Here is a 23855-nt window from a genome sequence, read left to right on the forward strand (position 1 = left end):
CGAAGAAACCTCGTCAGATCGAAAGTTGATGAGGTTTCTTTTTTCTTGCTCATTGGGTAGGGCACATAACGAACTATACATGAATATCTTATAGGCGAAGTCATTATATCGACGGAGGAATCATTATCGGATATTTTGTTAACGTAGAAACAGGTGTCAATCTATATGTTGAAGATTTGAACCCGGAAGGTAAAAAGGCAATTATTTTTATACATGGCTGGCCGTTGAGCCATAAACAGTTCGAATATCAGTTTGACGTGCTCCCATCAATGGGGTATCGCTGTATCGGCATAGACTGGAGAGGATTTGGCAATTCGGATAAACCTTTCGACGGCTATACATTAGATCGACTAGCTGATGATATCCGTGCTGTTGTTGGTGCGCTTCAACTGAAAAATTTTGCGCTTGTCGGTCATTCAACGGGTGGATCCATAGCGATTCGATATATGACTAGATATGGCGGTTACGGAGTATCCAAGCTAGTCCTCGTCGACGCGGCAGCTCCCACAGGCTTTACAGCAGAAACAGCTGACCGATACATTGCGCAAACGTTAAATGACCGCCCTAAAATGATGCAGGATGTAATAGACGGCTTTTTCTTTCAGTATATAACTCGCCAATTCTCGGATTGGTTCTTTCAAATGGGAATGCAGGCAGCAGGATGGTCAACCGCTGCGATCATAAAACTATTAAGAGAAGTAAATTTGTATGAAGACCTTCCAAAAATAGTTGACCCGACGTTAATTATTCACGGTATTCATGACAAAGTCATTCCATTTTCACAAGCTAAGGAACTAAATCAATTAATCCCAAACTCGAGGCTAGTCCCGTTTAACTATAGTGGCCATGGCGCTTTTTGGGAAGAGCGCGATAAGTTTAACCGGATTTTGACACAATTCGTTAGTTAGAAAAGGGAGGGCAAGTAGCTTACATACTTGTCCCTCCATTATTTTTGTCTTGAGATAAATGATTCTCTTCATTTCATCTATTTATTATTTTTAATAGAAGACAACCTAACAAAGTTTTCATCACGCTCGAGTATTCTTCTTCGAACTTCTTCGTCCCCAGAATACGTGAATATGCCATTACCCGTTTTTGTACCAAGATTTCCACTTTGAATTTTATCCTCAACAAATGAAGGGATTTTTTCCTCGTTGGAGAGAACAGGTGCTAAGTTTTCAACGACACTCTTCCATATATCAAGACCGCCAAAATCAGCTGTTTCTAATGGTCCGATGAACGCCCACCTGAATCCAGGACCTGCAGTAATCGCCAAGTCGATATCTTCAGCATCAGCAATACCATTATCCAATAAATAGAATGCTTCTCGTACTAATGCTGCTTGTAGACGATTGGCAATGAGACCTGGGATATCTTTTTTCAAAACAACGGGCTCCTTACCGATGTTTCTTAATACTTCTACTGTCCGATCTACAATCGTTTGAGAAGTTTCTGGTCCTTTTACAACTTCCACAAGTGGAACCAAATGTGCAGGATTGAAAAAGTGCGTAATGAGTAGTCGGTCTTTCTTTTCTACACCCTCGGATAGTTGCTGTATAGAAAACGTAGAAGTATTGGATGCGATAATCGTATCGTCATCTATGACTTCCTCTAACTGCTTGAATAGATCAAATTTTATAGGTAGATTTTCTGAAACTGCTTCAGTGACAAATCGTGTTCCGCTAACCGCTTCTTTTAAATCAGTAGTGGTAGAAATTCTTTTTAAGATACTCTCTTTCTCGGATGCTGCAATGGAGTTTTCTTGAATTAACATGTCCAAGTTATCTGTGATTCTAGTCATTGCCTTCTCTAAAAACTCGGATTTAATATCATACATATACACATCATAACCAGCTTGTGCATACAACTGGGCAATTCCGTGCCCCATCGTACCTGCACCTAAAACGGTAACTTTCTCTGTCATTCTCATAGCCCCCTAGAAATAATTAGATTTATTCTAACTATTATCTCAATTATGGAGCGGTATAGCTACCCTTGATGACTACTATGTTTGTCGCTAGCTAAGAACAATGCGAAATTAGCTATAAAGTAAAAAGCCACACCAAAGTAGTGTGACTTCAACATATTCTTATTCTTTACGGGGTTTCCCCTCCTGAGTGCTTTCAGCAATTGCGGAAGTTCCTTTCTTAAATTGATTATTAATAGTAGGTTTAGATGTTTTTACAGGGTCTCCATAGGCTGTCCAAGTATTGGGATCTGTCTTTTTCTCGCTATTACGTGTTTTCGTGTTCTTATCTTGAGTCATTTTTATAGCACCTCCAATATGAATTTCCAAACCTAAAGGAGCATGGATGACTTTATAATCCCCAACATTACGCTCACTATGCATATTGAAAGTGTTATGTGTTAGACAGTACGGACGTTGAAATGATAATGGCTACTCGTTCGCGCATGGCGGCTTACGCATTTTCATACGATGGAAATACGGGGGTGTTCATACAAATTGTATAACCGGCAAGCAGCAGTCCGGTATGCGGATCAATGGTGGAATGGCAGGAATCCTGCATATCCTTCATTCGATGTCGACTGTACAAGTTTTATTTCGCAATGTTTGCGCGCTGGCGGGGCACCGATGTACGGCTATCCGAATAGGGAACGGGGCTGGTGGCTGCAAGGGGGGACGTGGAGTTTCAGTTGGTCGGTTGCACATTCGATGCGTTGGTATTTGGCAGGTTCCAAGAGGGGATTGACGGCTCGACAAGTCGGGTCGCCTGAGGAGCTCGATCTCGGTGACGTCATATGCTATGACTTCCAAGGGGACGGACGGTTCGACCATACGACAATCGTTACAGCGAAGGACGGCGCGATGCCGCTCGTCAATGCGCATACGTACGACGCGTACCACCGAACGTGGGATTATAAAGATTCCTATGCATGGCGGGAAAATGCGAAGTATGTGTTCTTTAAAATTAATGATCATTTCACTTGAAACGAGAAAAGACGGAGCCAATGAGGCGGTCCGTCTTTTTGTGCTATTGTTCAATTAGATTTCGATGGAAACTGCAAGTGTCATAAGGTTAATACCACAATACCGCAAGTGTTCCTTCGCCCGCGTGAACGGCGAGGGTGGAACTAATATCACCAATAGCCACAGTAAGGCCAGGCACTTGAGCGAGGATCATCGATTTTAATTCCTCCGCTTGTTCTGGTACATTGCCTTGCATGATATAGATGTTACCTTTTCCTATCGAATGGCCTTCCACAACTTTATCGACTAAATATTGAAGGGCTTTCTTTTCAGAACGGACTTTTTCGATTGCTTCTAATTTCCCGTCGCTCGAAATTTGAATAATTGGCTTCACTTTCAATAAGCTACCGAGAAAGAATTGAACGCCGCTCATCCGACCGCCTTTGTACAGCTGATCCAATTGGCCAATTAAAATATAGTTCTTCAACGTCCTCGCCATTTTTTCAAGCTGTTCTTTTATTTCCGGAATGGATGCTCCTTCATCGTGCAATTCAATCCCTTTTTCAATTAATCCGGTAATTCCGTACGAAAGGGAGCGAGAGTCGATAAACGTAATCGGGAAGCCTGCAATTTCCGCACCCGCCATCGAGGAGGAGAGAGTTCCGCTCAGTTCACCGGATACATGGATGGCAATTGCTTGCTCATAGTCCTCTGCAATCCGTTTGAACTGCTCGGCGAACTCCCCGGCTGACGGCTGAGACGTTTTTGGAAACTCCGTCGCGTTTTTAATATTTTCGTACAACTGAGCAGGCGTCAAGTCGACACCATCAACAAATTGCTTTTCCCCGAAATGTATATTTAGCGGTATTGAGAAGAAATCGGGGTTGTTTTTTAATTCATCTGAAATAAAAGCAGTGCTGTCAGTTATCCATGCTATTGGCTTCTTTGTCATTGGGCAGTCATCCTTTTCTAAACTTTCACCTTTTTTATTACTATACTACAGAAAGTAATTTCATGAAATATAAATCAGTTGGAAGTTTGGGAGTGGTTGTTGAAAACACCAGGTTGTTCCACAGACTCTAGTATTTAATGTATAATAGTGGTCAGTATGTTATAAAGGGGAGTCATAGTTATGAATGAACAAGGACTTTCGGTAAGAGAAGCGATTATTAGCCGTCGCTCGGTTAAAAACTTTAACGGGCAGTCGGTCGATCTTGAAAATATATTGTCCGTTTTGGAAGATGCTAGATGGGCACCGAACCATGGTTTGCGTAATCCGTGGCGCTTCATCGTCGCGGCGGACGAGGAGTATGTGAAATTTCAGGACGTCTTAAAAGAATATGGCGTACCTAAGTGGAAAGAGTTGTCAGAAGAGGAACTGGAAAAGAAAATGAGGAATTTCCGCGCTCCTGGCGCTGTCGTTTTTGTTGTCGTTCAAGAGGACGTCCGTCAGAAGGAACGGCTTGAAGACTTTGCAGCGGCTAGCGCATTAATCCAAAATGCAATGCTTCTCGCATGGGACAAGGGGATTGGTACGTGCTGGAAAACTCCTCCATTCATCGATCATCCGAAATTCCGTGAAGAGCTCGGCGTGAAAACGGGCGAGCGAATCATCAGCATGTTGCAATTTGGCTACTATGATGACATTCCGAAAGGGCGCAAACGTACGCCACTTGAAGACATTGTCACGGTTTATGGAATGGGAGAAGAATAAGGAAAAAGAGCTGTCCGGAAAGTCAAAAATGACTCTCCGAGACAGCTCTTTTTTGTAATAAAGAAACCCCGCGCTCAAAGTCGGTCACTCCGCGCTCAAAGTAGGCGGTCCCGCGCTCAAAGTTGGTCACTCCCCGCTCAAAGCCGGTCGGTCCGCGCCCAAAGTCGGCGGTCCTGCGCTCAAAGTTGGTCACTCCGCGCTCAAAGCCGGCCGCTCCGCGCTCAAAGCGGGTCGGTCCGCGCTCAAAGCCGGTCGGTCCGCGCTCAAAGCGGGTCGGTCCGCGCTCAAAGCCGGTCGGTCCGCGCTCAAAGTGAAGCGTCTCGCGTCCAAAGTGAAGCGTTCCGCGTCCAAAGTGAAGCGTTCCGCGTCCAAAGTGAAGCGTTCCGCGTCCAAAGCGATTCGCCCCGCGCTCAAAGCGAGTCGCCCCGCGCTCAAAGCGAGTCGCCCCGCGCTCAAAGCAAGCCGCTCCGCGCTCAAAGCCGGTCGCTCCGCGCTCAAAGCCGGTCGCCCCGCGCTCAAAGCGGGTTGCCCCGCGCTCAAAGCAAGCCACCCCGCGCTCAAAGCGAGCCGCTCCGCGCCCAAAGCGCACCCCCACGCGCTCATAACTTATTTCTTCAATTCATCCTTCGAAAACTGTGCAAGTTCGTAATAATAATCGCCGATAACGCGCAAGCCTTTGTCGAAGTTCTCCAAATGGAAATGTTCGTTAGGAGCGTGGAAGTTTTCGCTCGACAGACCGAAGCCCATAAGGACGACTGGCAAATTCAAAATTTCATCGAACGCTGCCACAATCGGAATCGAACCACCCATACGCGTGAAAGCGGTCGGCACATTATATACGTTTTCGTACGATTTTCCTGCCGCTTGGATAGCTGGATGATCGAATGGCGTGATGAAAGGCTTTCCTTTATCGAACTCGCTCACCGTCACCGTAACGCCAGCAGGCTTATGCTTTTCGATATGCGCTTTCAATTTTTTCACGATGTCTTCTGGATCTTGGTCCGGGACGAGACGGCAAGTAATTTTCGCACCTGCTTCGGATGGCAATACAGTTTTAATTCCTTCTCCTGAGAAGCCTCCGAAGACGCCGTTCACTTCGAGAGTCGGGCGTGTCCACGTTCGCTCTAAATACGAATAGCCCTTTTCGCCGAATAACTCCCCAACGCCAATTTCCTGCTTCAGCGCTTCCTCATCAAAGTTAAGCGCTTCATAAGCTGCGCGCTCTTCATCCGCTAATGGACGCACGTCACTGTAGAAACCTTCGACCGCAATTGTCCCTTCCTTATCATGGAACGATGCAAGAATTTCTGAAATCGCATGGATCGGATTTTGCACACCGCCGCCGTAAATGCCTGAATGCAAATCGCCTTTTGCGCCTTTGACGTCAATTTGGATACCGGCAAGCCCTCGTAATCCGTAACAAATCGCTGGCTTACCAGGACCGTACATTCCTGTGTCGGAAATGACGATAACATCGGCGGCCAATTTTTCTTTATTCTCTTCGATATATTTCTCAAGATTCGGGCTGCCAACTTCTTCTTCACCTTCAATAATGAATTTAACGTTCACTGGCAAGCTTCCGTTTTCATTCATAAGTGCTTCGACCGCTTTAATATGCATGAACACTTGGCCTTTGTCATCGCTCGCTCCGCGTGCATACAATTTATTATCCCGCACATCCGGATCGAACGGGCCGCTTTCCCAAAGGTTTAACGGGTCTACAGGCTGGACGTCGTAATGGCCGTAAAACAGAATCGTCGGCTTTCCTTCCGCGTGAAGCCAGTCACCATAGACGACCGGATGTCCTTCTGTTTCGTCGATTGATAGGTTTTCAAGTCCCGCCTGGCGGAATGAATCCTTCAACCATTCAGCCGCTTTTTGCATGTCCGATTTATGCTCGGACAATGCGCTAATGCTCGGAATACGGAGAAAATCTTTCAATTGCTCCAAATGTTCTTCCCGTTTAGATGTGAAGTACGCATCGAGTTTTTCTAAATGACCCAAAATGAACCCCTCTTTTCAATTTAGTAAGTGAATAAAAATAGTATATCATGTCGATGGAATTCAAGTTATTTAGAGGGACGAATTTGCTGTGATTGTGTTATGATATGTAAAAGTTACTACGAGACGAGCTGTTGAAGTACAGAAACTCTGGGAGGAATCATTGTTGTTTATCGCACTAGGGTTCTTTTTACTTATGTCGTTCTTCCTATCGGGGAGTGAGACGGCACTTACCGCGGTTAACCGCATGAAAGTCCAGCTGCGTGCCGAGCAAGGCGATTCGAAGTCGATAAAGCTGAGAAATCTCATTGCGAAGCCGGACCGGATGATTACGGCCATTCTTATTGGAAATAATATTGCGAATATTATGATGCCTACAATTGTTACGATGATTGCGATTGATAGAGGTTTGAAAGTCGGGGTTATGACAGGAATTTTGACGGTTGTCCTCATCGTATTTGGGGAAGTATTACCGAAGACGATTGCAGCAACATTTGCCGATCGGCTCGCCTATGTCGTCGCGCCTACGATTTCGATACTCGTCATCCTATTAACACCGTTGACGATTCTACTCTCTTTATTCACAAACATCTTCATTCGAATTATTTCGAAAGGGGCTGTGACGGAAGCGACGTTGACGAAGGAAGAGCTCCGTTCGATGGTAGACATCGCATCGACGGAAGGGACATTTGAACAGGAGGAATCGCTCCGGTTAAAAGGTGTGCTCGATTTTCCGGATAAAGACGTCTCCGATGTTATGGAAACGCATCGTACTGATGTTATCGGACTGCCAATTGAATCGACATACGAAGAAGTGCGCGATACGATTCTCGAATACTTTTATACGCGCTATCCGATTTACGAGGAAAGCATCGACCGGATCGTCGGCGTTTTCTATTCGAAGTCGTTGATTGAGTGGTCGATGCATCCTGAAAAGAAGCTTGCTGATTTGATGGATAATGATCCTTTATTCGTTGTCCAAACTGCGAGCGTCGAAAAAGTGTTTAAACTAATGCTTGCGAATAAAAAACATATGGCGATTGTGCTCGATGAGTATGGCGGAACGCTTGGGATTGTTACGCAGGAGGATATTATCGAGGAGATGATTGGCCAGGACATCGAGGATGAAACTGACTTCGATGAGGAAGTGCTCGTCTATGAACAGAACGAGGATCTACTCATTTGTCATGGCCGACTTGAAATTGTCGATGCGATCGACCTGCTTGGCGTCGAATTGCCAACCGATCATGAAACAATTGGTGGTTTCGTTATGCAAGAGCTCGGACATGTACCCGATGAAGGGGAACGTTTTACATACGAAAACTTATACTTCGAAATCGAGGAAATGGATCGCAGCCGAATTGTGAAAATGAAAATTACGAAACGGCATGATTAGAAAACTGAACAAACATGACGACCACCCTGCATATGCTTGCGGGGTGTTTTTGTGCGTGAAGCTTACAACTTTGTAAGTTTAATGAAAGACAAAGCGATAGTTTGTAATGAAAGATTCATTGATAATGAAGTCAACAGTTACAAAACGGAGGAATAAGCGCATGAAAAACGACTTGACAGTGCTATATGACGAATATGGCCGATACATATATCACTTATGTTTAAAATTAACACGCAATAAAGAGGAAGCTGAGGACCTTATGCAAGACGTATGGGTAAAAGTTGTCCGTTATAGCGGGAAGATGGACAGCGTAGACCGCATGAAAGCATGGCTCACAACGATCTGCATGAACACATTCCGCGATCGTTACCGGAAAGATGTTAGAAGAAGCAAACACGTTATGCACCAACCTGAAACATTGGACGTTCCGATATTGGATTTGGTTCCAAGCGACCAACCGACGCCGGGTGAAATGATTGAACAAAACGATATTCAGCTTATCGTGCAACAGAAGATTGGCCAATTGGACGGCATTTACCGGACGACAATTGAATACTTCTACGTCTATCAATATTCGTTAATCGAAATCGCGGAATTAATGAAAGTATCGATTGGTACAGTGAAGTCCCGTCTATTCCGTGCGAAAAAATATTTGAAGGAATTAATGATTGAAGATACGACAGTAAGTGAATACGTCACTGCCTAATGAGATGCCTCTAGTTGAATAGGGGCATTTTTGATTGCAAAAAAAGGCTGTCTACGAGCGTAATTTCGTTCGTCGACAGCCTTTTCTTTTATTCATTCGGAAAGCTTTGCAAGCTGTTTATTCAAGTCGGCTAGTTTTTCTTCCATCGCGGCAAGCCGTTGCTCCGCTTTATGAACTGAATCCGCGTGTCCGGTTGACTCTAGCTTCTCAACGTCGCCTTGCAAGTTGATGTAGTCCATTTTCAATTCCGCGATTGCTGATTCAATCTGTCGTTTATTCATATCGAAAACCCCAATCGTTTACCTTTAGTGTAGCATATCCGACATCGCTTTTCCGCCCGCTCCGCGTTTCGGGTGTTCCAATAAATAACGGATCATCTCGATCACTTTGTCCTTCCCGTCCCCGAGACCGAGCGCGAGTTGACGTTCGATTGAGCGTTTTCGTAATGGTTCATGTAGCAACGGTTCCATAATTGCGTTTAATAGATTCGATTGTTTCACTTTTCGTCCGAGACCAAGATGGACGAAGCCGTGCTGTTCTTTCGGGAATGCAAGTCCCAGTTCGAAATCATTTTGAGAGAGTACGACGCACGGGATACCCATGACGGCAACTTCGTAAGGCATATAGCCTGAAGCGCATAAAACGACATCCGCTGTCGAGTAAATTTCCGGTACATTGTACGGTGGCTGCTGGACTAATGTGTTGCGTCTGCCGAGCGCCATCATTCGGAGCGTGCTAACGTCATGGGAATAGCGCTCTCCGACGAGGACAGTTACTTTCAATGGAATTTGCAGTTGAGAAACGTGTCGGAGTGCGCGGTATGTTAAGTTCCCTTCATCCTCTTCCCCAAATGAAATAACGAGATGTGGGAGGGGGCCTGGAGGGGGTTTTTGTAAACCAGATCTTTCAAAAGACCGCATTAATGGGTCGGCAATGAATAGCTGTCGATCAGTAATAACATGTTCTGCAGGCTCCTCGATCGTTTCCTGTATGAGGGTTTGGAAGACGAAGTCCGCGTGTTTTCCGCCATCGCCAAAATCATCGAAATGCAATAGGGAAGGGACGATTGTACGGATCTTTTCCACTTCCTCAGATAGCGTAGTGCCTGAATCGCGGATGAGAAGATCCGGACGGATGAGTGACAATGTCTGTATGAGATTGGCCTTTTTACCGATCGTAATTGATTTAAATCCTTCTGGAGGGGAAGGGGAGTTTTCGCCGACGATAAAGAGGACGTTCACTTCTTTTGCGATGTCCTGAGCGAGTGCGGATGCTCTCCTTGCAGGATAAGAACCTTTTCCATCCGATCTCGAAACGTAAAATGCAACAGTTTTCTTTTTTGAGTTTTCTATTGGAATCACCCTTTCTATTCCTGTGAATAAACTACTCTCCTTTTCACCCTATGTTTGAAAAAAAAGAGTTATGTGCAAATACGTGGAATGAAAAAGGAAATGTGATAAACTAACATTTATTCAGAAGGGAACGGGGGTATTTCCGTTGTTCGATTCTTTAATGTTCGACTTGATGCTCGTCATTTTAATCGGCATGCTTTCCCAATGGATTGCATGGAAATACCGGATGCCTGCAATCGTCGTCATGTCGGTTGCGGGGTTGCTCGTCGGACCGGTATTCGGATTAATTAATCCGCAAGAAAGTATGGGGGAACTGTTCGGACCGATTATTACTTTTGCTGTTGCTATTATCCTATTTGAAGGAAGCTTGAATTTGGACGTCAGGGAAATTAGGGGATTTAGCAAGCCGGTCGGAAGAATTGTTACGATTGGGGCATTCATCGCTTGGATTGCCGGCTCGTTGGCGGCGCATTATTTGGCGGGTCTATCGTGGGAAGTTGCATTCATTATTGGTGGGCTATTTATCGTGACGGGTCCTACCGTTATTTTGCCTTTATTGCGGCAAGCGAAGTTGAAGCCACGGCCCGCGGCAATTTTGAAATGGGAAGGAATTGTCGTCGATCCGTTCGGGGCGTTGCTCGCTGTATTTGCGTTTGAATTCATCAAGTTCATTAATGCAGAAGTGACGTTAAAGGCACTATTGCTCTTCTTCGCAGCGTCCGCGTTCGCTGTCCTTCTCGGGTGGGTTGCTGCACGATTCATCGGGAATGCGTTCGAAAAGGGAACGATTCCAGAGTTTCTGAAAGCGCCAATTCTTTTTGTCGTCGTACTGTTCACCTTTGTTTTTGCAGATGAAATTATGCATGAAACTGGTTTGTTAGCTGTGACTGCGATGGGAATGAAAATGGCTAATATGCGTTTGACTACGTTGAACGATGTGCGCCATTTCAAGGAGAACATTTCTGTCTTGCTCATTTCGGGCATATTTGTCATGCTAACCGCGTCACTTGATCCGAAAATATTAATAGAAATTTTCAATCCCGCAATTATGACGTATGTGGCGGCGATGCTTTTTGTCGTCCGACCGTTATCGATTTGGCTTTCCACGATTGGAACGGAGTTGAACGTTCGTGAAAAGCTACTCATTGGCTGGATTGCGCCGCGGGGAATCGTAGCGCTCACTGTGTCAGGATATTTTGCTACTATATTGCTCGAAAACGGTTATAAAGATGCGGAATTACTTACAGCGCTGACGTTTGCACTCGTCCTTTCGACGGTCGTGCTACATGGATTTTCAATCGGGTTTATTGCCAAAAAGTTGAACTTAACGACGACGGATGAATCAGGCGTCGCCATTATTGGTGGCACGCGATTTGCAGCTGCGATGGCACAGTCAATCAAGGATACGGGCAATGAAGTTCTGCTAATTGATCAGTCGTGGGCGGCGCTTGCGGATGCGAGAAGGCGTGGGTTAAATAGTTATGTAGGAGATATTTTGTCTGAGCAGATCGAATATCATATCGATTTAACACCTTACCGGTATATGTTGGCGATGACGAAAATGGATTTGTACAATGCGCATATTTGTGCGGATTTTACGCCGGATCTCGGACGCAATCATTTATTCCAAACGGCTTTCCACGTCGGAGAAGACGCTGAGGCATTTACGGTTACAGGTGGGCAGGCGTTGTTTTCGCCGTCCATCTCAATCTACAGCCTTGAAGAGCGAATGCATGCCGGGCACGTCATTCGAAAGACACTTATTACGAAACAATATAGCTATACACAATATTTGCGTGAGCGTGATGATAAGTCGATTTTGCTTTATATTCTCCGGGCTGACGGCTCGATTGAATTTTTCACGCCAAATGTTGAATTGCAGGCGGTCGTGGGGGATGCGGTCGTTGCGCTATCTTCGCCTGCGAAAACGATAGAACGTGTGAAGGAGCGGCTAGAAGAGGAGAAAGGCGACACAGAAATTCCGTATGAGAAATTAGAAGAACTGTTCGCAGAGGATTCCTTTGAAGGCAAGCGGGTCATTCCGGGAGAAGCTCCGAAGTCGAACAGTGACTCTAAATAAGTTTGTTTTAAGGCAATCGTACCAACCGTTATGGTACGATTGTCTTTGTAGAAAAAGCTTTTAGGAGGATGGACCAGTGAAAGTTTTGTTTGTGGACGGGACCATTATCGGCAGCAAAACGGGCGCCGTGCTCGATACGGTCGAACAGTATGTGAAAGAAGTAAACGGTGATTTCCAAATTGAACGGATGAAGATGGCGGATTATGACCACCAATTCGTCGATGGACGTCCGTCGGAACAATATAACGAGGACATGCAGGAAATGGTACGGAAGTTTGAAGAGGCGGATGCGTATATTATTGCGACGCCAATCTTCCAAGGTTCCATTCCAGGCGTGCTAAAAAATGCATTCGATATGTTGCATCCACATGCGATGCGCTACAAACCGGTATCGATCGTCGCGAATGGCGGTACATACCAGCATCATCTCGTTCCTGAAAATCAACTGAAGCCGATTTTAGATTACTTCCGTTGTCTCGTAACGCCGAATTTTGTCTATACCCATTCGGGACATTTCGATCAGGATAACCGCATCATCGATGAAGATGTACATAACCGTTTGCGCGAATTAGCAAGAGTTTTTGCAAAGTATTCAGAGATGAGCAAAGACCTTTCGAAAGATGTATTGGATTCAAATTAAACGTATGAGGGGCTGTCCAGAAAGTCACAAATTGACTTTCTGTGACAGCTTTTTTTGTGGATCGCGTCCAAAGCGAGGTGCTCCGCGTCCAAAGTGAGGCACCCCGCGTCCAAAGCGAGGTGCTCCGCGTCCAAAGTGAGGTGCCCCGCGTCCAAAGTGAGGCACCCCGCGCTCAAAGCTGGCCACCTCGCGCTCAAAGTTGACTGTGCCGCGCTCAAAGCCGGCTGTTCCACGCTCAAAGTCAACCGTCCCACGCTCAAAGCAAGCCATCCTGCGCTCAAAACTGGCCGCCTTGCGCTCAAAGCGATCCATCCCGCGCTCAAAGCAAGCCAATTTCGCCTGGCATGCAACAGAAGGCGTTCTCCTTTATAATAAAAGGAAGTAGAAAGGGGATTTTCTTATGTCCAAATCAGTAGTGTTGGCCGAAAAGCCATCTGTTGCGAGAGATATCGCGCGGGTGCTCGGCTGTAATAAAAAAGGAAACGGCTTTTTAGAAGGCCAAAAATATATCGTCACATGGGCGCTCGGGCATCTTGTGACACACGCCGATCCCGAAGGCTATGGCAATGAATTTAAGGAATGGAAACTTGAATACTTACCAATTATCCCTGAACCGTTCAAACTGACACCAATCCGTCAGACGACGAAGCAGTTCAATGCTGTGAAGGCGCAGCTTCGACGGTCTGATGTAAATGAAGTCATTATCGCGACAGACGCAGGGCGGGAAGGAGAACTCGTTGCTCGTTGGATATTGGAAATGGCGAAAAACCGCAAGCCTGTGAAACGGCTATGGATTTCGTCCGTTACTGATAAAGCGATCAAAGACGGGTTCAACAACTTGAAGGACGGCCGCCAATACGAAAACTTATTTGAAGCGGCAGTTGCGCGTGCAGAGGCGGACTGGGTCGTCGGCATTAATGCAACGCGCGCATTGACGGTGAAATACAATGCGCAATTATCGACGGGACGCGTCCAGACACCAACGCTCGCCATGATTGCGGAGCGTGAACGGCAAATCCGCGAATTCAAGCCGAGATCGTATTACGGCTTGCAGGCGTTGACCGAAACAGCGAGATTCACATGGTCCGATAAAGCAGGGCAAACGCAGTCGTTCAATAAGGACGCGATTGAAAAACTGTTAGCGAAACTTGACGGGGTTCATTCCGGAAAAGTGAAGGACGTGAAAACGACACCGAAGCAACAGCCCGCACCTCAATTATTCGATTTGACGGAATTGCAGAAGGAAGCACATCGACGTTGGTCGTGGTCTGCAAAAGAGACGTTATCAACGTTGCAAAATCTTTACGAGCGGCATAAAGCGGTAACGTATCCGCGGACTGATTCAAAGCATTTGACGTCCGATATGGCGGGGACGTTGAAGGAACGCATTAAAGCGGTCGACATCGGGCCGTACCGGAAATCGGTTAATGTGCTGCTGCGCTCGAATTCAGTGAAGCCGCAAAAAGGCGTCATTGACGATAAGCGCGTGTCCGATCACCATGCGATCATCCCGACGGAAGAGACGCCAATTTACCAAAACCTTTCTGATAAGGAACAGCGTTTATATGATTTGATCGTTAAGCGGTTCCTTGCCGTCTTCTTCGGTCCGTTCCGCTATGAGCAAGTGACGGCGGAGCTTGAAGTAGAAGGGGAAATCTTCAAGGCGAAAGGAAGAACAGTTACGGACGAAGGGTGGAAGGCGGTTTATTCCACGGATGAAGATGAGGAAGATACGGACAGGTTACCTTCATTCACGAAAGGTGCCGAAGTGAAAATCCGTGCTATCGTCATGACGGATGGGCAAACAAAACCGCCAGCACGTTTCAATGAAGGGACATTGCTTGCGGCGATGGAAAACCCTGCACAGTTCATGGCGGGCGAATCAAAAGATTTGATCAAGACGCTTGGCGACACAGGTGGCCTCGGTACAGTGGCAACCCGCGCTGACATTATTGAAAAATTGTTTAGTTCGTTCGTCATCGAGAAGAAAGGGAATGACATCTTCACGACGTCAAAAGGCAGACAGTTGCTTGAACTCGTTCCGGAAGATTTGAAATCCCCGGCACTGACGGCCGAATGGGAGCAAAGCTTAACGAAAATCGCGAACGGCAAAATGAAAAAAGAAGCATTTATGAAAGAGATGGTAGACTTCTCGAAGAAGACTGTCAAAGAAATTAAAACAGACGATAAAAAGTTTAAGCATGATAATGTGACAGGAAAGATGTGTCCGGATTGCGGAAAGCCGTTGCTTGAAGTGAATGGCAAACGCGGGAAGATGCACGTTTGCCAAGATAGGGAATGCGGCCATCGTCGCACCGTCTCCCAATTAACGAATGCGCGATGCCCGAACTGTAAGAAGAAGCTTGAATTGCGCGGAGATGGGGACGGAAGAATTTTCGTCTGCAAATGCGGTCACCGTGAAAAGCTGTCTGCGTTTGAAAAACGTCGTGCCAAGTCCGGCGGCAAGAAGGCGGATAAACGCGATGTGCAGAAGTACATGAAAAAACAAGAAGAGCCGGCGAACACGGCAATGGCGGATGCACTTAAAAAACTGTTTGAGAAATAATCGTAACAAAACATAAAGACTGTTCAAGAAAACTTTCATGACTGGATGGTGGAGGCAAATGGCGAAGCAGAAGAAATCCGCAAAAACGAACGCGGTACGGCTGTTGGAAAATGAACGAGTACCGTACGAGATAATGGAATATGGTATCCATGATGGACAGTTGGATGGCGTGTCGGTCGCTGAAAAGACGGGGCAAGCAGCGGCGTCTGTTTACAAAACTCTTGTAACAATCGCTGGACCTCGCGAGCTATTTGTCTTCATCGTCCCAGTTGCGGAAGAACTTGATTTGAAGAAAGCTGCGAAGGCAGTGAATGTAAAGAAGCTCGACATGCTCCCGTTGAAGGACTTGACGAAAGAGACAGGGTACGTCCGTGGCGGTTGCTCGGCAATTGGGATGAAGAAAAAATATCCAACAGTCATTGACGCATCCGCTAAACAGCTGGAAGAGATGATTGTTAGCGCGGGAAAGCCGGGATTACAGATGAAATTGTCTCCGGCGGATCTTGCTCGTGTAGCCGAAGCGTCCTTTAATGATATCATCAAAGGCTAATCGCATATATCATGCGCCCATAACGCATGCTACAATGGTAGAAATAGAGAACTAGCTATCCACAGGTGGAGTAGCATGGAAAGAAGAATGCATATGAGAAAGCTTTTTGTATGGAGATGGATATTTTTCCTTGTCGGCGTCATGATACTGTCGCTCGGAATTACAATGACGATTAAAGGGCATCGCCTCGGCGTTGGACCGTGGGACGTCCTGCATATCGGACTGACGAAAAACTTTGGATTGACGATTGGTACATGGAGCATCATCCTCGGTTTCCTCATCATCGGTGTCACTTCCGCTGTGCTGAAGCAATGGCCGAAGCTGGGTACTTGGCTGAACATGACGTTGCTCGGCGTTTTCATTGATTTATTCAACTGGATGCTGCCGGAATTCAATACGATGACGGGACAAGTAATCATCTTCACGCTAGGCATCATCGTCATGTCATACGGTGTCGGCATTTACGTCGCGCCGAATGTCGGTGCGGGACCGCGCGACAGCCTCATGCTCATCCTCGTCGATAAGCTCGGCATTAGCGTGAAAAAGGTGCGGACGATGATTGAAGTAATCGTCGCCGTCGCGGGCTGGCTACTTGGCGGACCCGTCGGTATCGGCACAGTTATCATCGCGCTGCTCATCGGCCAAATCGTCCACTACTCATTACCCCAATGCCGCAAACTGTTATTGAAAATTGCTGGTGAGGAAGATGAACAGGTTTTATTTATTAAGTGAAAAATTACAGTAATGGATGAGGTTTTATTGTTTGGAGAAACGTCCGCCTGAAGCGGAAATCAACAGTTACTAAAGAATTTAAGCACAGGCAGACAAGCCGTGCTTTTTTTTATTGTCTGGGCATATGGTAGAAGTGCAAGTAGTCAATTGGGAAAGGATGGTCATCATATACGGGACAATAACGGAATACATGGGGACAGCCTATACAGGGCTCGGGGTCGCGCACAAATACGATACATTGATTGCCACCGCTAACAAAACGATTTTTTTAAAAGCTCCGCCGACCAATGCACTATCTAACGTATTGAACGATGCGGCAGCACATTTCATCAAAAGGGGTTATGACGTGGACCGCTTCAACAATCCCGTCCACCCTGACAATACGGATGCCATATTTGTAAAAGACATCAAGCTATTTATTCTCCAAGCATCACACCCCGTACCACTCGAGCCAACTGAAATTGGCGGACGCCATCACGTCATTAGCTTCTATGATGCGTATGATGAGGAGAAACTTGAAAGCCGCGCGACTGAAATGGCCAGAATTGCAGAAGAATCAACCCTCGTATTTACAAAAATGATGCAAGCGATGTCAGAAGCAAAACGGATTCACGACGATTGGGAGCAAGTAAATATCGCAAGAATGATGTGGCACGAACATGAAAAACTTATCGAGTCACTAAAAGAAGAGCTTTTCGGCACAATGAAGTTGCATAAGCAATCGACCGTGTCGCATCGAATTGCTGGTTCTTTAGCGCCAGGGGGGTCTCGCGATTACATTCCATCGATTACGAACTGGACGAAGAGAAGGGTCCTTATGAAAGGATTGTCCGGAACGGGGAAATCGACGATATTAAAAACACTCGGCAAAGAAGCAGAGCGTAGGGGGATCGACGTGCAGTACGGCTGGTGCGGCCTTGATCCGACAAGTGTCGACATCTTAGTATTGCCGGAGCTGTCGATCAGTTTCTTCGACGCGACCCAGCCGCATGAATATGATCCGGAAAGTTCGGTGGATGAAGTACTCGACCTCGTCTCGATGTGTATGGAAGACGAAGAGGCGGAAGAGAAAATCCGTGAAATTAGCGGTCGGTACAAAGAGAAAATTATGGACGCGACGGGCTATATGCATGCGTATGCGCTCAGCGAAAACAGGCTGCGAGAAATCGTTGACCAGGCACTCATTCGAAAATCTTTCGAGGAAAAGGCTCGGCAACTTTCAAAATGGATTGACGTATAAGTCGGTTCCTTCTGCGTGTTTCGCCCGATTATGATAAAATAAGGGCATCAACCGTTTGAAAGGAAGATCATTTTGTCAAAAGTGCTCGATGCGTTTTTACAGGAAAATTTACAAGAACTGCGTGACCAAGGACTTTACAATGTCATTGACCCAGTGGAAGGTCCAAATGGTCCTATAATTAAAATCAATGGAAAAGAATTAATCAATCTTTCCTCAAATAACTATTTAGGGCTAGCGACGAACGAAGATTTGAAGAAATTAGCGGTCGCAGCGACGGAAAAATACGGCGTCGGTGCGGGAGCTGTTCGTACGATTAATGGAACGCTCGATATTCATATTGAACTTGAGAAGAAGCTTGCGGAGTTTAAAGGGACGGAAGCAGCAATCTCTTACCAATCCGGCTTCAACTGCAATATGGCTGCAATTTCTGCAGTCATGAATAAACAAGACGCTATTCTTTCGGATGAATTAAACCACGCGTCAATTATCGACGGATGCCGTCTATCCGGTGCGAAAATTATTCGTATTAAACACCAAGATATGGACGATTTGCGCGCGAAAGCAAAAGAAGCGAAAGAGTCCGGACAATACGGCAAGCTCATGTACATTACTGACGGCGTCTTTTCGATGGACGGCAACATCGCGAAGCTTCCAGAAATCGTTGAGATTGCAAAAGAATTCGATCTTATCACGTATGTCGACGATGCACACGGATCCGGCGTAACAGGATTAGGGAAAGGGACTGTGAAGCATTTCGGGCTTGAAAAAGAGATCGACTTCCAAATTGGCACATTGTCGAAAGCAATCGGTGTTGTCGGCGGGTATGTTGCCGGGAAGCAATCGCTAATTGACTGGCTAAAAGTGCGTTCTCGTCCGTTTTTATTCTCCACTGCTTTACCTGCAGGCGATGTTGCTGCGATTATGGGCGCACTCGACAAAATTATGGAGTCAACAGAGCTGCATGATAAGCTATGGGAGAACGGAAACTATTTAAAAGCAGGCTTGAAGCAACTAGGCTTCAACATCGGTGTTTCCGAAACACCAATTACGCCATGCATTATCGGCGATGAGAAATTGACGCAGCAATTCTCGAAACGTTTAATCGAAGAAGGCGTCTATGCGAAGTCAATCGTCTTCCCGACCGTTGCAAAGGGTACAGGGCGTGTGCGTAATATGCCGATCGCTTCTCATACGAAGGAAATGCTCGACGAAGCGCTCGCCATTTATGAAAAAGTAGGAAAAGAGCTAGGCGTAATTTCTTAATATGTAAAATGACTGTCGTGGCCGGCTTAAAGCCGATGCGGCAGTTTTTTGATTGTTAAGCGCGCGTTTGTCAACAGGCTGAAACCCCATCCTAAACGGATGGGGTTGTTTCATACCTCTTTAGTAGAAAAAGCTTCCTTCGCCATTCTATTCAACATATGATACACTACGTAGCGCTGCATACCGACTGCTTGCTTTGTCGCAAGCATCAATTCTTTTTGGAATGAATCTTGCTGTCCTTGCTTCAAAGCGATCATCGCTTTCAACGAGTGAACCATCCACGGAGTCCGCACCTTTGACAAAGACTCGGAAGACTTCTCCTTATTACCACTCATTGTATACCCGATTCCCGCATAATAATCGCGGTAAATGGTCGTTGTCATTGACTTCGACATTTCGATTAAGCTTCTCCAGTTTTTCCGGAACACTAGCAAATTGGCATTATACACATCTTGTACTTCCGCATGAGGATACGATTTTACGACTCTATTTAATGAATCAATAATCTCTTTATCCGTACCGTGCGCTAAAGCATATGCATAACTGAAAATCGGCTTACTCCGGTGATTCGCCAAATAGCGGTCAATTAATTTCAAACTTCTTGATTTGTAAATGATATAAAATGGATAGCCCATCGTTAGAATGAAAGTGAACAACGACACAATTGTGAAAACGAGCCATAGTTGCAAGCCGGATACAAATAGCGCAACTGCCAACAAGGCGCTGATCATCACAACTAAAAAGAAATTGGCATATTTACTGAACATCTGGCACCTCAACGTTTTTCTTTAGTATACCAGAAAAAATATAGGAAAAACTGATAAGAGAGGAATAGTTATTGTGTTTTACAGGAACACATAATATAATCTTTTATATTGATGTGGAAGAGTTTATTTAATTTACAAAAAACAATGTCCTTTCCATAAACACATTTGACCTTTAGGAGGTTTCAGGTTTGAAAAAAATCATGGTGACAGGTGCACTTGGCCAGATCGGTTCGGAACTGATCGTCAAGCTGCAAAAAGAATATGGCGAGGATAATGTGTTATCGACTGATATCCGTCAGCCCCAACAACCAGTTGCAGGACCATTCGAAGTCCTCGATGTGATGGATGGCCAAAAGATGCACGACATGGCGAAGGATTTCGGTGCAGACACAATTATGCATATGGCGGCGCTTCTTTCCGCCACAGCCGAAGCAAACCCACTATTTGCATGGAACCTTAACATGGGTGGCCTTATGAATGCGCTTGAAGTGGCGCGTGACCTTAATATGCAATTTTTCACACCGAGCTCGATCGGGGCGTTTGGTCCTTCGACACCGAAGACGAACACGCCGCAAGACACTTTGCAACGTCCAACGACGATGTATGGCGTGAATAAAGTGTCAGGTGAGCTATTATGCGACTATTATTATCATCGATTCGGTCTCGACACACGCGGTGTTCGCTTCCCAGGATTAATTTCCTACGTGGCGCAACCGGGCGGGGGAACGACCGATTATGCAGTAGATATTTATTATAAGGCGATTACGGAAGGGAAGTACGAGTCCTTCATCGCAGAAGGAACGTATATGGACATGATGTATATGCCGGACGCTTTGCAAGCAATCGTTGACTTAATGGAAGCGGATTCTGCGAAACTAATTCATCGCAACGCATTCAATGTAACGGCGATGAGCTTCGAGCCTAATGAAATCGGAGCATCGATCCGTAAACATATCCCGAATTTCGAAATGACGTATAATGTCGATCCGGTCCGCCAAGCAATCGCAGACAGCTGGCCAAATAGTATCGATCCGTCAGCAGCCGCCACGGAATGGGGCTTCAAGGCGACATATGATTTGGATGCAATGACAGCAGATATGCTTGAGAAATTGAAAATTAAATTAAACGCATAATATGAAAAAGCCGCTGCTCCAGTTTATGGAACAGCGGTTTTTAATCATTAAAAGAGTAAATGTGCAACGCCCGCAACGATTGGCAGAGCGATGAGTGTACGTAATAGGAAAATGACGATTAAGTCTAAAATGTTAATAGGAATTTTCGTTCCGAGAATTAACCCACCAACCTCGGACATGTAAATAAGTTGAACGACTGAAATCGTCGCGATCGTGAACAACGTAATTTGAGAAGTAATGACGCCATCCGCCAAAATAACTGGCAGGAACATGTCCGCGAAACCAACAACCATCGTCTGCGCAGCTTCAGCAGCTTCCGGAATGCCTAGCAAAGAAAGAATCGGCTCAAACGGCTTCCCTAAAAACGTAAAGATACCTGTATATTCGGCTAAAACGAGTGCGACCGTACCGAATGCCATAACGACCGGTGCAACACCAATCCACATATCGAGCACATTCCGCATGCCGTCTGTAAAGATCTTACCAACGGAACGGTTTTTATTAGCTGTATTCAACGCATTTTCTAGTCCATGGTTGAACACATTATAGCCTTCAGGTAACTTCTCTTCTTCGCCCGTAAATTCCCGACCGTCGATAAACTCGTTTTTCTTACCTCTAAGTGGATAAATGCGCGGCATAATAAGCGCTAAAATGACACCTGTTAATAGCACCGTTCCGTAAAACGGAAGGAAGTAGTTCGACATGCCGACCGTATCGATAATGACGAGTGAAAATGTAATGGAAACGACCGAAAACGTCGTTGCGATAATTGCTGCTTCCCTTTGTGTATAATGGCCTTCTTCATACTGTTTACTCGTCAATAGTACACCAATCGTACCATCGCCGATCCATGAAGCGAGCGCATCGATGGAAGAACGTCCAGGCAGTTTGAATAAAGGACGCATTACTTTTACCATCATCGTCCCGAAAAACTCCAACAAACCGAAGTTCAATAATAATGGTAATAAAAGACCTGCAAATAGGAAAATCGTGAATAAAAATGATACAAGGCCATCTGGCGCTAGAAGTAAGCCGCCTGTATTTTCATTCCAAACAGCTTCAGGTCCGATTTGGAATGTAACCATAATCGCGAAAACAGCTCCAAGTATACGAGTGACAACCCAGAACGGCGTCACTTTGAACAAGCTTTCCGCTAGAGAAGGTTTAGAACTTGAACGCGGGACGAATGCATATAGCAACGACCCGAGCGCCGCGATTATAATAATAATCATTGCAGCCATTGGCATGGCAGGTTCGAGCCAGCCCGATAGGATATCCGCAAATTTTGCAATTGGAACTTTCCATTCTTCACCGAATTTGAAAGGAATCATGAAAAGGCCGATGCCGAGTATGGATGGAATTAGAAAGTAGAGCCATGTGGATACTTGATGTTTCTTCAACTCTATCTTGCTCCTTTATGAATAAATTATGAAGTTCATTGTATATTCATACATACTAACGTATTTAAATCCGGTTGTAAATATGAAAGAAAGAAATCAATCTTTTCAGTATTCTGTTCTAGCTATGAAAATGCCCCGTTTATTGTTAACGGGGCATGGGCCGCTTTCTATTAGTCCCAACGGTATGTGTAAAATTTCTCTTCGTGGAGCCATTTCAATGCATCTGGGTCTTTCTCAGCTAATCTTTTTTCCATGTCTCGCATCATCCAGACGGTTTGCGAGGCGTGTGCGTTCAATGTGTTGAGCTTTTTTTGCGCCGCGCCTTCGACGTTGTGGATAATATCGGGAGCACCGATTGTTTCTACAGTATTATGTGCAAAAGCAATTGTATACAACGTCGGACGTTCGGATTCCTTCATCCTCTCGACGGCACCGACGACGGCGCGCCCTGTTGCGTCGTGGTCTGGGTGGACGGAGAGTCCCGGGTAGAACGTAATGACGAGGGACGGATTCGTATCGGTAATCAAATCGGTGACGAGCTGGATCATCTTTTCGTCATCTTCGAATTCAATTGTCTTATCGCGCAAGCCCATCAGTCTAAGATCGGTCAATCCCATGGCGGCTGCGGCGTTTTGTAATTCTTGCTTACGAATTTGCGGCAACGTTTCACGGTTTGCGAAAGGAGGGTTGCCGAGATTCCGTCCCATTTCGCCTAACGTTAGACAGGCGTACGTGACGGGGACCCCCATTTCGATATAGGTAGAAATTGTACCTGATACACCGAAAGCTTCGTCGTCCGGGTGCGGGAAAATGACGAGCACGTGGCGTTCTTTTTTAATCATCAAAAAGCCTCCTTCACAATCAAATAGCTTAATATGTAAATGGTGTTTCACTTATTTCGAGCGCGACTGCTAATTTTCCGTCCGGATCGAGCCCTGCCATGAGCAAACGGTCATGTTCATCGACCGTGTAGTGGGTAATCCCTTGTGCATAAATCCAGCCCGACGGAAGCTTCAAACCTACCCGATGCGGCGATTCGCCTGCCACTTTACCGAGTTCATAGTTAACGACGACATTGCGAATGAATGCGCCGGCGTTAAAAAATCCTTCCTTTAAATGAGCGGCGTACGCGCCATTCGTCGTTTCAAGATGGATGTAAACGTCTTTATTTGCATAGGAATTAAGCAATTCCTGTAACCGGTCCGGTTTCACGATATCCATGAAAAAATTCCTCCTTTATTACAAAATGGATATGTTCAGTATATAGAAAAGTGTAGTTGAATGCGATTGACGCGGCTTGAAATTTTGAAAGCGCATAGTTCAAAGGTCTTGAAATGACGATAACTATGTGAAATTGACCGATAAGTTCCGGGGAATGACCGATAA

Annotated in this window: 25 protein-coding genes; 13 read left to right on the forward strand and 12 right to left on the reverse strand. The window is 45.7% G+C overall.

Annotated elements, in window-relative coordinates:
- The first annotated feature begins 125 nt into the window (after positions 1-125).
- Entirely contained in the window at positions 126-908 is a 783-nt protein-coding gene (locus QM454_RS07770; RefSeq protein ID WP_432363906.1) for an alpha/beta fold hydrolase, read from the forward strand.
- A gap of 77 nt (positions 909-985) precedes the next feature.
- Here QM454_RS07770 and QM454_RS07775 read toward each other — a convergent pair whose 3' ends face one another.
- Positions 986-1924: a 3-hydroxyacyl-CoA dehydrogenase family protein gene (locus QM454_RS07775; protein ID WP_432363523.1), complete on the reverse strand. Its 939-nt coding sequence runs from the start codon at positions 1922-1924 to the stop codon at positions 986-988.
- A gap of 165 nt (positions 1925-2089) precedes the next feature.
- Complete coding sequence (locus QM454_RS07780; protein ID WP_432363525.1) at positions 2090-2266, reverse strand: hypothetical protein; 177 nt, start codon at positions 2264-2266, stop codon at positions 2090-2092.
- Positions 2267-2464: 198 nt separating this feature from the next.
- On the opposite strand from QM454_RS07780, the gene QM454_RS07785 reads away from it, so the two are divergent.
- The gene (locus QM454_RS07785) at positions 2465-2950 is read left to right on the forward strand and encodes an amidase domain-containing protein (protein WP_432363527.1); all 486 of its coding nucleotides are present in this window, start codon (positions 2465-2467) and stop codon (positions 2948-2950) included.
- 88 nt (positions 2951-3038) lie between these two features.
- On the opposite strand, the gene QM454_RS07790 is transcribed toward QM454_RS07785, so the two are convergent.
- Positions 3039-3881 (reverse strand): DegV family protein, encoded by an 843-nt coding sequence (locus tag QM454_RS07790; protein WP_432363529.1) that lies wholly within the window; start codon positions 3879-3881, stop codon positions 3039-3041.
- 180 nt (positions 3882-4061) lie between these two features.
- On the opposite strand from QM454_RS07790, the gene QM454_RS07795 reads away from it, so the two are divergent.
- Positions 4062-4643 carry a nitroreductase family protein gene (locus QM454_RS07795; RefSeq protein ID WP_432363531.1) on the forward strand — a complete coding sequence of 194 codons (582 nt, stop codon included), beginning with the start codon at positions 4062-4064 and terminating at the stop codon, positions 4641-4643.
- Positions 4644-4832: 189 nt separating this feature from the next.
- On the opposite strand, the gene QM454_RS07800 is transcribed toward QM454_RS07795, so the two are convergent.
- Together QM454_RS07800 and QM454_RS07805 are read right to left on the reverse strand one after the other, a co-directional pair.
- Positions 4833-5225, reverse strand: a complete 393-nt coding sequence (locus QM454_RS07800) for a hypothetical protein (RefSeq protein WP_432363533.1) — start codon at positions 5223-5225, stop codon at positions 4833-4835.
- Positions 5226-5249: 24 nt separating this feature from the next.
- On the reverse strand, positions 5250-6647 hold the full coding sequence (locus tag QM454_RS07805; protein ID WP_432363535.1) for a dipeptidase: 1398 nt from the start codon (positions 6645-6647) through the stop codon (positions 5250-5252).
- A 163-nt stretch (positions 6648-6810) separates the two neighbouring features.
- Here QM454_RS07805 and QM454_RS07810 point away from each other — a divergent pair, with 163 nt between their 5' ends.
- Positions 6811-8040, forward strand: coding sequence for a hemolysin family protein (locus tag QM454_RS07810; RefSeq protein ID WP_432363537.1), 1230 nt, complete (start codon positions 6811-6813; stop codon positions 8038-8040).
- Between the two features lie 160 nt (positions 8041-8200).
- Positions 8201-8746 (forward strand): RNA polymerase sigma factor, encoded by a 546-nt coding sequence (locus QM454_RS07815; RefSeq protein WP_432363539.1) that lies wholly within the window; start codon positions 8201-8203, stop codon positions 8744-8746.
- A 92-nt stretch (positions 8747-8838) separates the two neighbouring features.
- Here QM454_RS07815 and QM454_RS07820 read toward each other — a convergent pair whose 3' ends face one another.
- Positions 8839-9027 (reverse strand): SE1832 family protein, encoded by a 189-nt coding sequence (locus QM454_RS07820; RefSeq protein ID WP_432363541.1) that lies wholly within the window; start codon positions 9025-9027, stop codon positions 8839-8841.
- 24 nt (positions 9028-9051) lie between these two features.
- On the reverse strand, positions 9052-10107 hold the full coding sequence (locus QM454_RS07825; RefSeq protein ID WP_432363543.1) for a hypothetical protein: 1056 nt from the start codon (positions 10105-10107) through the stop codon (positions 9052-9054).
- Positions 10108-10243: 136 nt separating this feature from the next.
- Here QM454_RS07825 and QM454_RS07830 point away from each other — a divergent pair, with 136 nt between their 5' ends.
- Positions 10244-12178: a cation:proton antiporter gene (locus QM454_RS07830; protein WP_432363545.1), complete on the forward strand. Its 1935-nt coding sequence runs from the start codon at positions 10244-10246 to the stop codon at positions 12176-12178.
- Between the two features lie 76 nt (positions 12179-12254).
- On the forward strand, positions 12255-12818 hold the full coding sequence (locus tag QM454_RS07835; RefSeq protein WP_432363547.1) for an NADPH-dependent FMN reductase: 564 nt from the start codon (positions 12255-12257) through the stop codon (positions 12816-12818).
- Here QM454_RS07835 and QM454_RS07840 read toward each other — a convergent pair.
- A complete protein-coding gene (locus QM454_RS07840; RefSeq protein WP_432363549.1) occupies positions 12815-13168 on the reverse strand; it encodes a hypothetical protein in 354 nt (117 codons plus the stop codon). The two genes, QM454_RS07835 and QM454_RS07840, sit on opposite strands and share 4 nt — an antisense overlap.
- A gap of 50 nt (positions 13169-13218) precedes the next feature.
- Between QM454_RS07840 and QM454_RS07845 the strand changes: the two genes are divergently transcribed.
- The 5 genes from QM454_RS07845 (at position 13219) to QM454_RS07865 (ending at position 19169) form a co-directional block, all read left to right on the forward strand.
- Positions 13219-15384, forward strand: coding sequence for a DNA topoisomerase III (locus QM454_RS07845; protein WP_432363551.1), 2166 nt, complete (start codon positions 13219-13221; stop codon positions 15382-15384).
- A 37-nt stretch (positions 15385-15421) separates the two neighbouring features.
- The gene (ybaK, locus tag QM454_RS07850) at positions 15422-15934 is read left to right on the forward strand and encodes a Cys-tRNA(Pro) deacylase (RefSeq protein ID WP_432363553.1); all 513 of its coding nucleotides are present in this window, start codon (positions 15422-15424) and stop codon (positions 15932-15934) included.
- 93 nt (positions 15935-16027) lie between these two features.
- Positions 16028-16666 carry a YczE/YyaS/YitT family protein gene (locus tag QM454_RS07855; RefSeq protein ID WP_432363908.1) on the forward strand — a complete coding sequence of 213 codons (639 nt, stop codon included), beginning with the start codon at positions 16028-16030 and terminating at the stop codon, positions 16664-16666.
- 133 nt (positions 16667-16799) lie between these two features.
- Complete coding sequence (locus QM454_RS07860) at positions 16800-17906, forward strand: hypothetical protein (protein ID WP_432363555.1); 1107 nt, start codon at positions 16800-16802, stop codon at positions 17904-17906.
- 72 nt (positions 17907-17978) lie between these two features.
- A complete protein-coding gene (locus QM454_RS07865; RefSeq protein ID WP_432363557.1) occupies positions 17979-19169 on the forward strand; it encodes a glycine C-acetyltransferase in 1191 nt (396 codons plus the stop codon).
- A 110-nt stretch (positions 19170-19279) separates the two neighbouring features.
- Here the strand turns inward: QM454_RS07865 and QM454_RS07870 are convergent, their stop codons facing one another.
- Positions 19280-19936 (reverse strand): hypothetical protein, encoded by a 657-nt coding sequence (locus QM454_RS07870; RefSeq protein WP_432363559.1) that lies wholly within the window; start codon positions 19934-19936, stop codon positions 19280-19282.
- 188 nt (positions 19937-20124) lie between these two features.
- Between QM454_RS07870 and QM454_RS07875 the strand changes: the two genes are divergently transcribed.
- Complete coding sequence (locus QM454_RS07875) at positions 20125-21069, forward strand: L-threonine 3-dehydrogenase (RefSeq protein ID WP_432363561.1); 945 nt, start codon at positions 20125-20127, stop codon at positions 21067-21069.
- Between the two features lie 47 nt (positions 21070-21116).
- On the opposite strand, the gene QM454_RS07880 is transcribed toward QM454_RS07875, so the two are convergent.
- The 3 genes from QM454_RS07880 to QM454_RS07890 form a co-directional block, all read right to left on the reverse strand.
- Positions 21117-22469 carry a YjiH family protein gene (locus QM454_RS07880; RefSeq protein ID WP_432363563.1) on the reverse strand — a complete coding sequence of 451 codons (1353 nt, stop codon included), beginning with the start codon at positions 22467-22469 and terminating at the stop codon, positions 21117-21119.
- A gap of 170 nt (positions 22470-22639) precedes the next feature.
- Positions 22640-23311: a bacillithiol biosynthesis deacetylase BshB2 gene (gene bshB2, locus QM454_RS07885; protein ID WP_432363564.1), complete on the reverse strand. Its 672-nt coding sequence runs from the start codon at positions 23309-23311 to the stop codon at positions 22640-22642.
- A 28-nt stretch (positions 23312-23339) separates the two neighbouring features.
- A complete protein-coding gene (locus QM454_RS07890; RefSeq protein ID WP_432363566.1) occupies positions 23340-23690 on the reverse strand; it encodes a YojF family protein in 351 nt (116 codons plus the stop codon).
- Between the last annotated feature and the right edge of the window lie 165 nt (positions 23691-23855).

Origin of the sequence: Sporosarcina sp. UB5 (genome assembly GCF_050859005.1) — a bacterium.
Taxonomy (GTDB): Bacteria; Bacillota; Bacilli; order Bacillales_A; family Planococcaceae; genus Sporosarcina.

Bases quoted from the DNA above. Each gene is read 5' to 3' on its own strand.
- bshB2 (WP_432363564.1), bottom strand. From the start codon at position 23,311: ATGATTAAAAAAGAACGCCACGTGCTCGTCATTTTCCCGCACCCGGAC.
- QM454_RS07870 (WP_432363559.1), bottom strand. From the start codon at position 19,936: ATGTTCAGTAAATATGCCAATTTCTTTTTAGTTGTGATGATCAGCGCC.
- QM454_RS07855 (WP_432363908.1), top strand. From the start codon at position 16,028: ATGAGAAAGCTTTTTGTATGGAGATGGATATTTTTCCTTGTCGGCGTC.
- QM454_RS07890 (WP_432363566.1), bottom strand. From the start codon at position 23,690: ATGGATATCGTGAAACCGGACCGGTTACAGGAATTGCTTAATTCCTAT.
- QM454_RS07820 (WP_432363541.1), bottom strand. From the start codon at position 9,027: ATGAATAAACGACAGATTGAATCAGCAATCGCGGAATTGAAAATGGAC.
- QM454_RS07780 (WP_432363525.1), bottom strand. From the start codon at position 2,266: ATGACTCAAGATAAGAACACGAAAACACGTAATAGCGAGAAAAAGACA.
- QM454_RS07775 (WP_432363523.1), bottom strand. From the start codon at position 1,924: ATGACAGAGAAAGTTACCGTTTTAGGTGCAGGTACGATGGGGCACGGA.
- QM454_RS07790 (WP_432363529.1), bottom strand. From the start codon at position 3,881: ATGACAAAGAAGCCAATAGCATGGATAACTGACAGCACTGCTTTTATT.
- ybaK (WP_432363553.1), top strand. From the start codon at position 15,422: ATGACTGGATGGTGGAGGCAAATGGCGAAGCAGAAGAAATCCGCAAAA.
- QM454_RS07845 (WP_432363551.1), top strand. From the start codon at position 13,219: ATGTCCAAATCAGTAGTGTTGGCCGAAAAGCCATCTGTTGCGAGAGAT.
- QM454_RS07795 (WP_432363531.1), top strand. From the start codon at position 4,062: ATGAATGAACAAGGACTTTCGGTAAGAGAAGCGATTATTAGCCGTCGC.
- QM454_RS07815 (WP_432363539.1), top strand. From the start codon at position 8,201: ATGAAAAACGACTTGACAGTGCTATATGACGAATATGGCCGATACATA.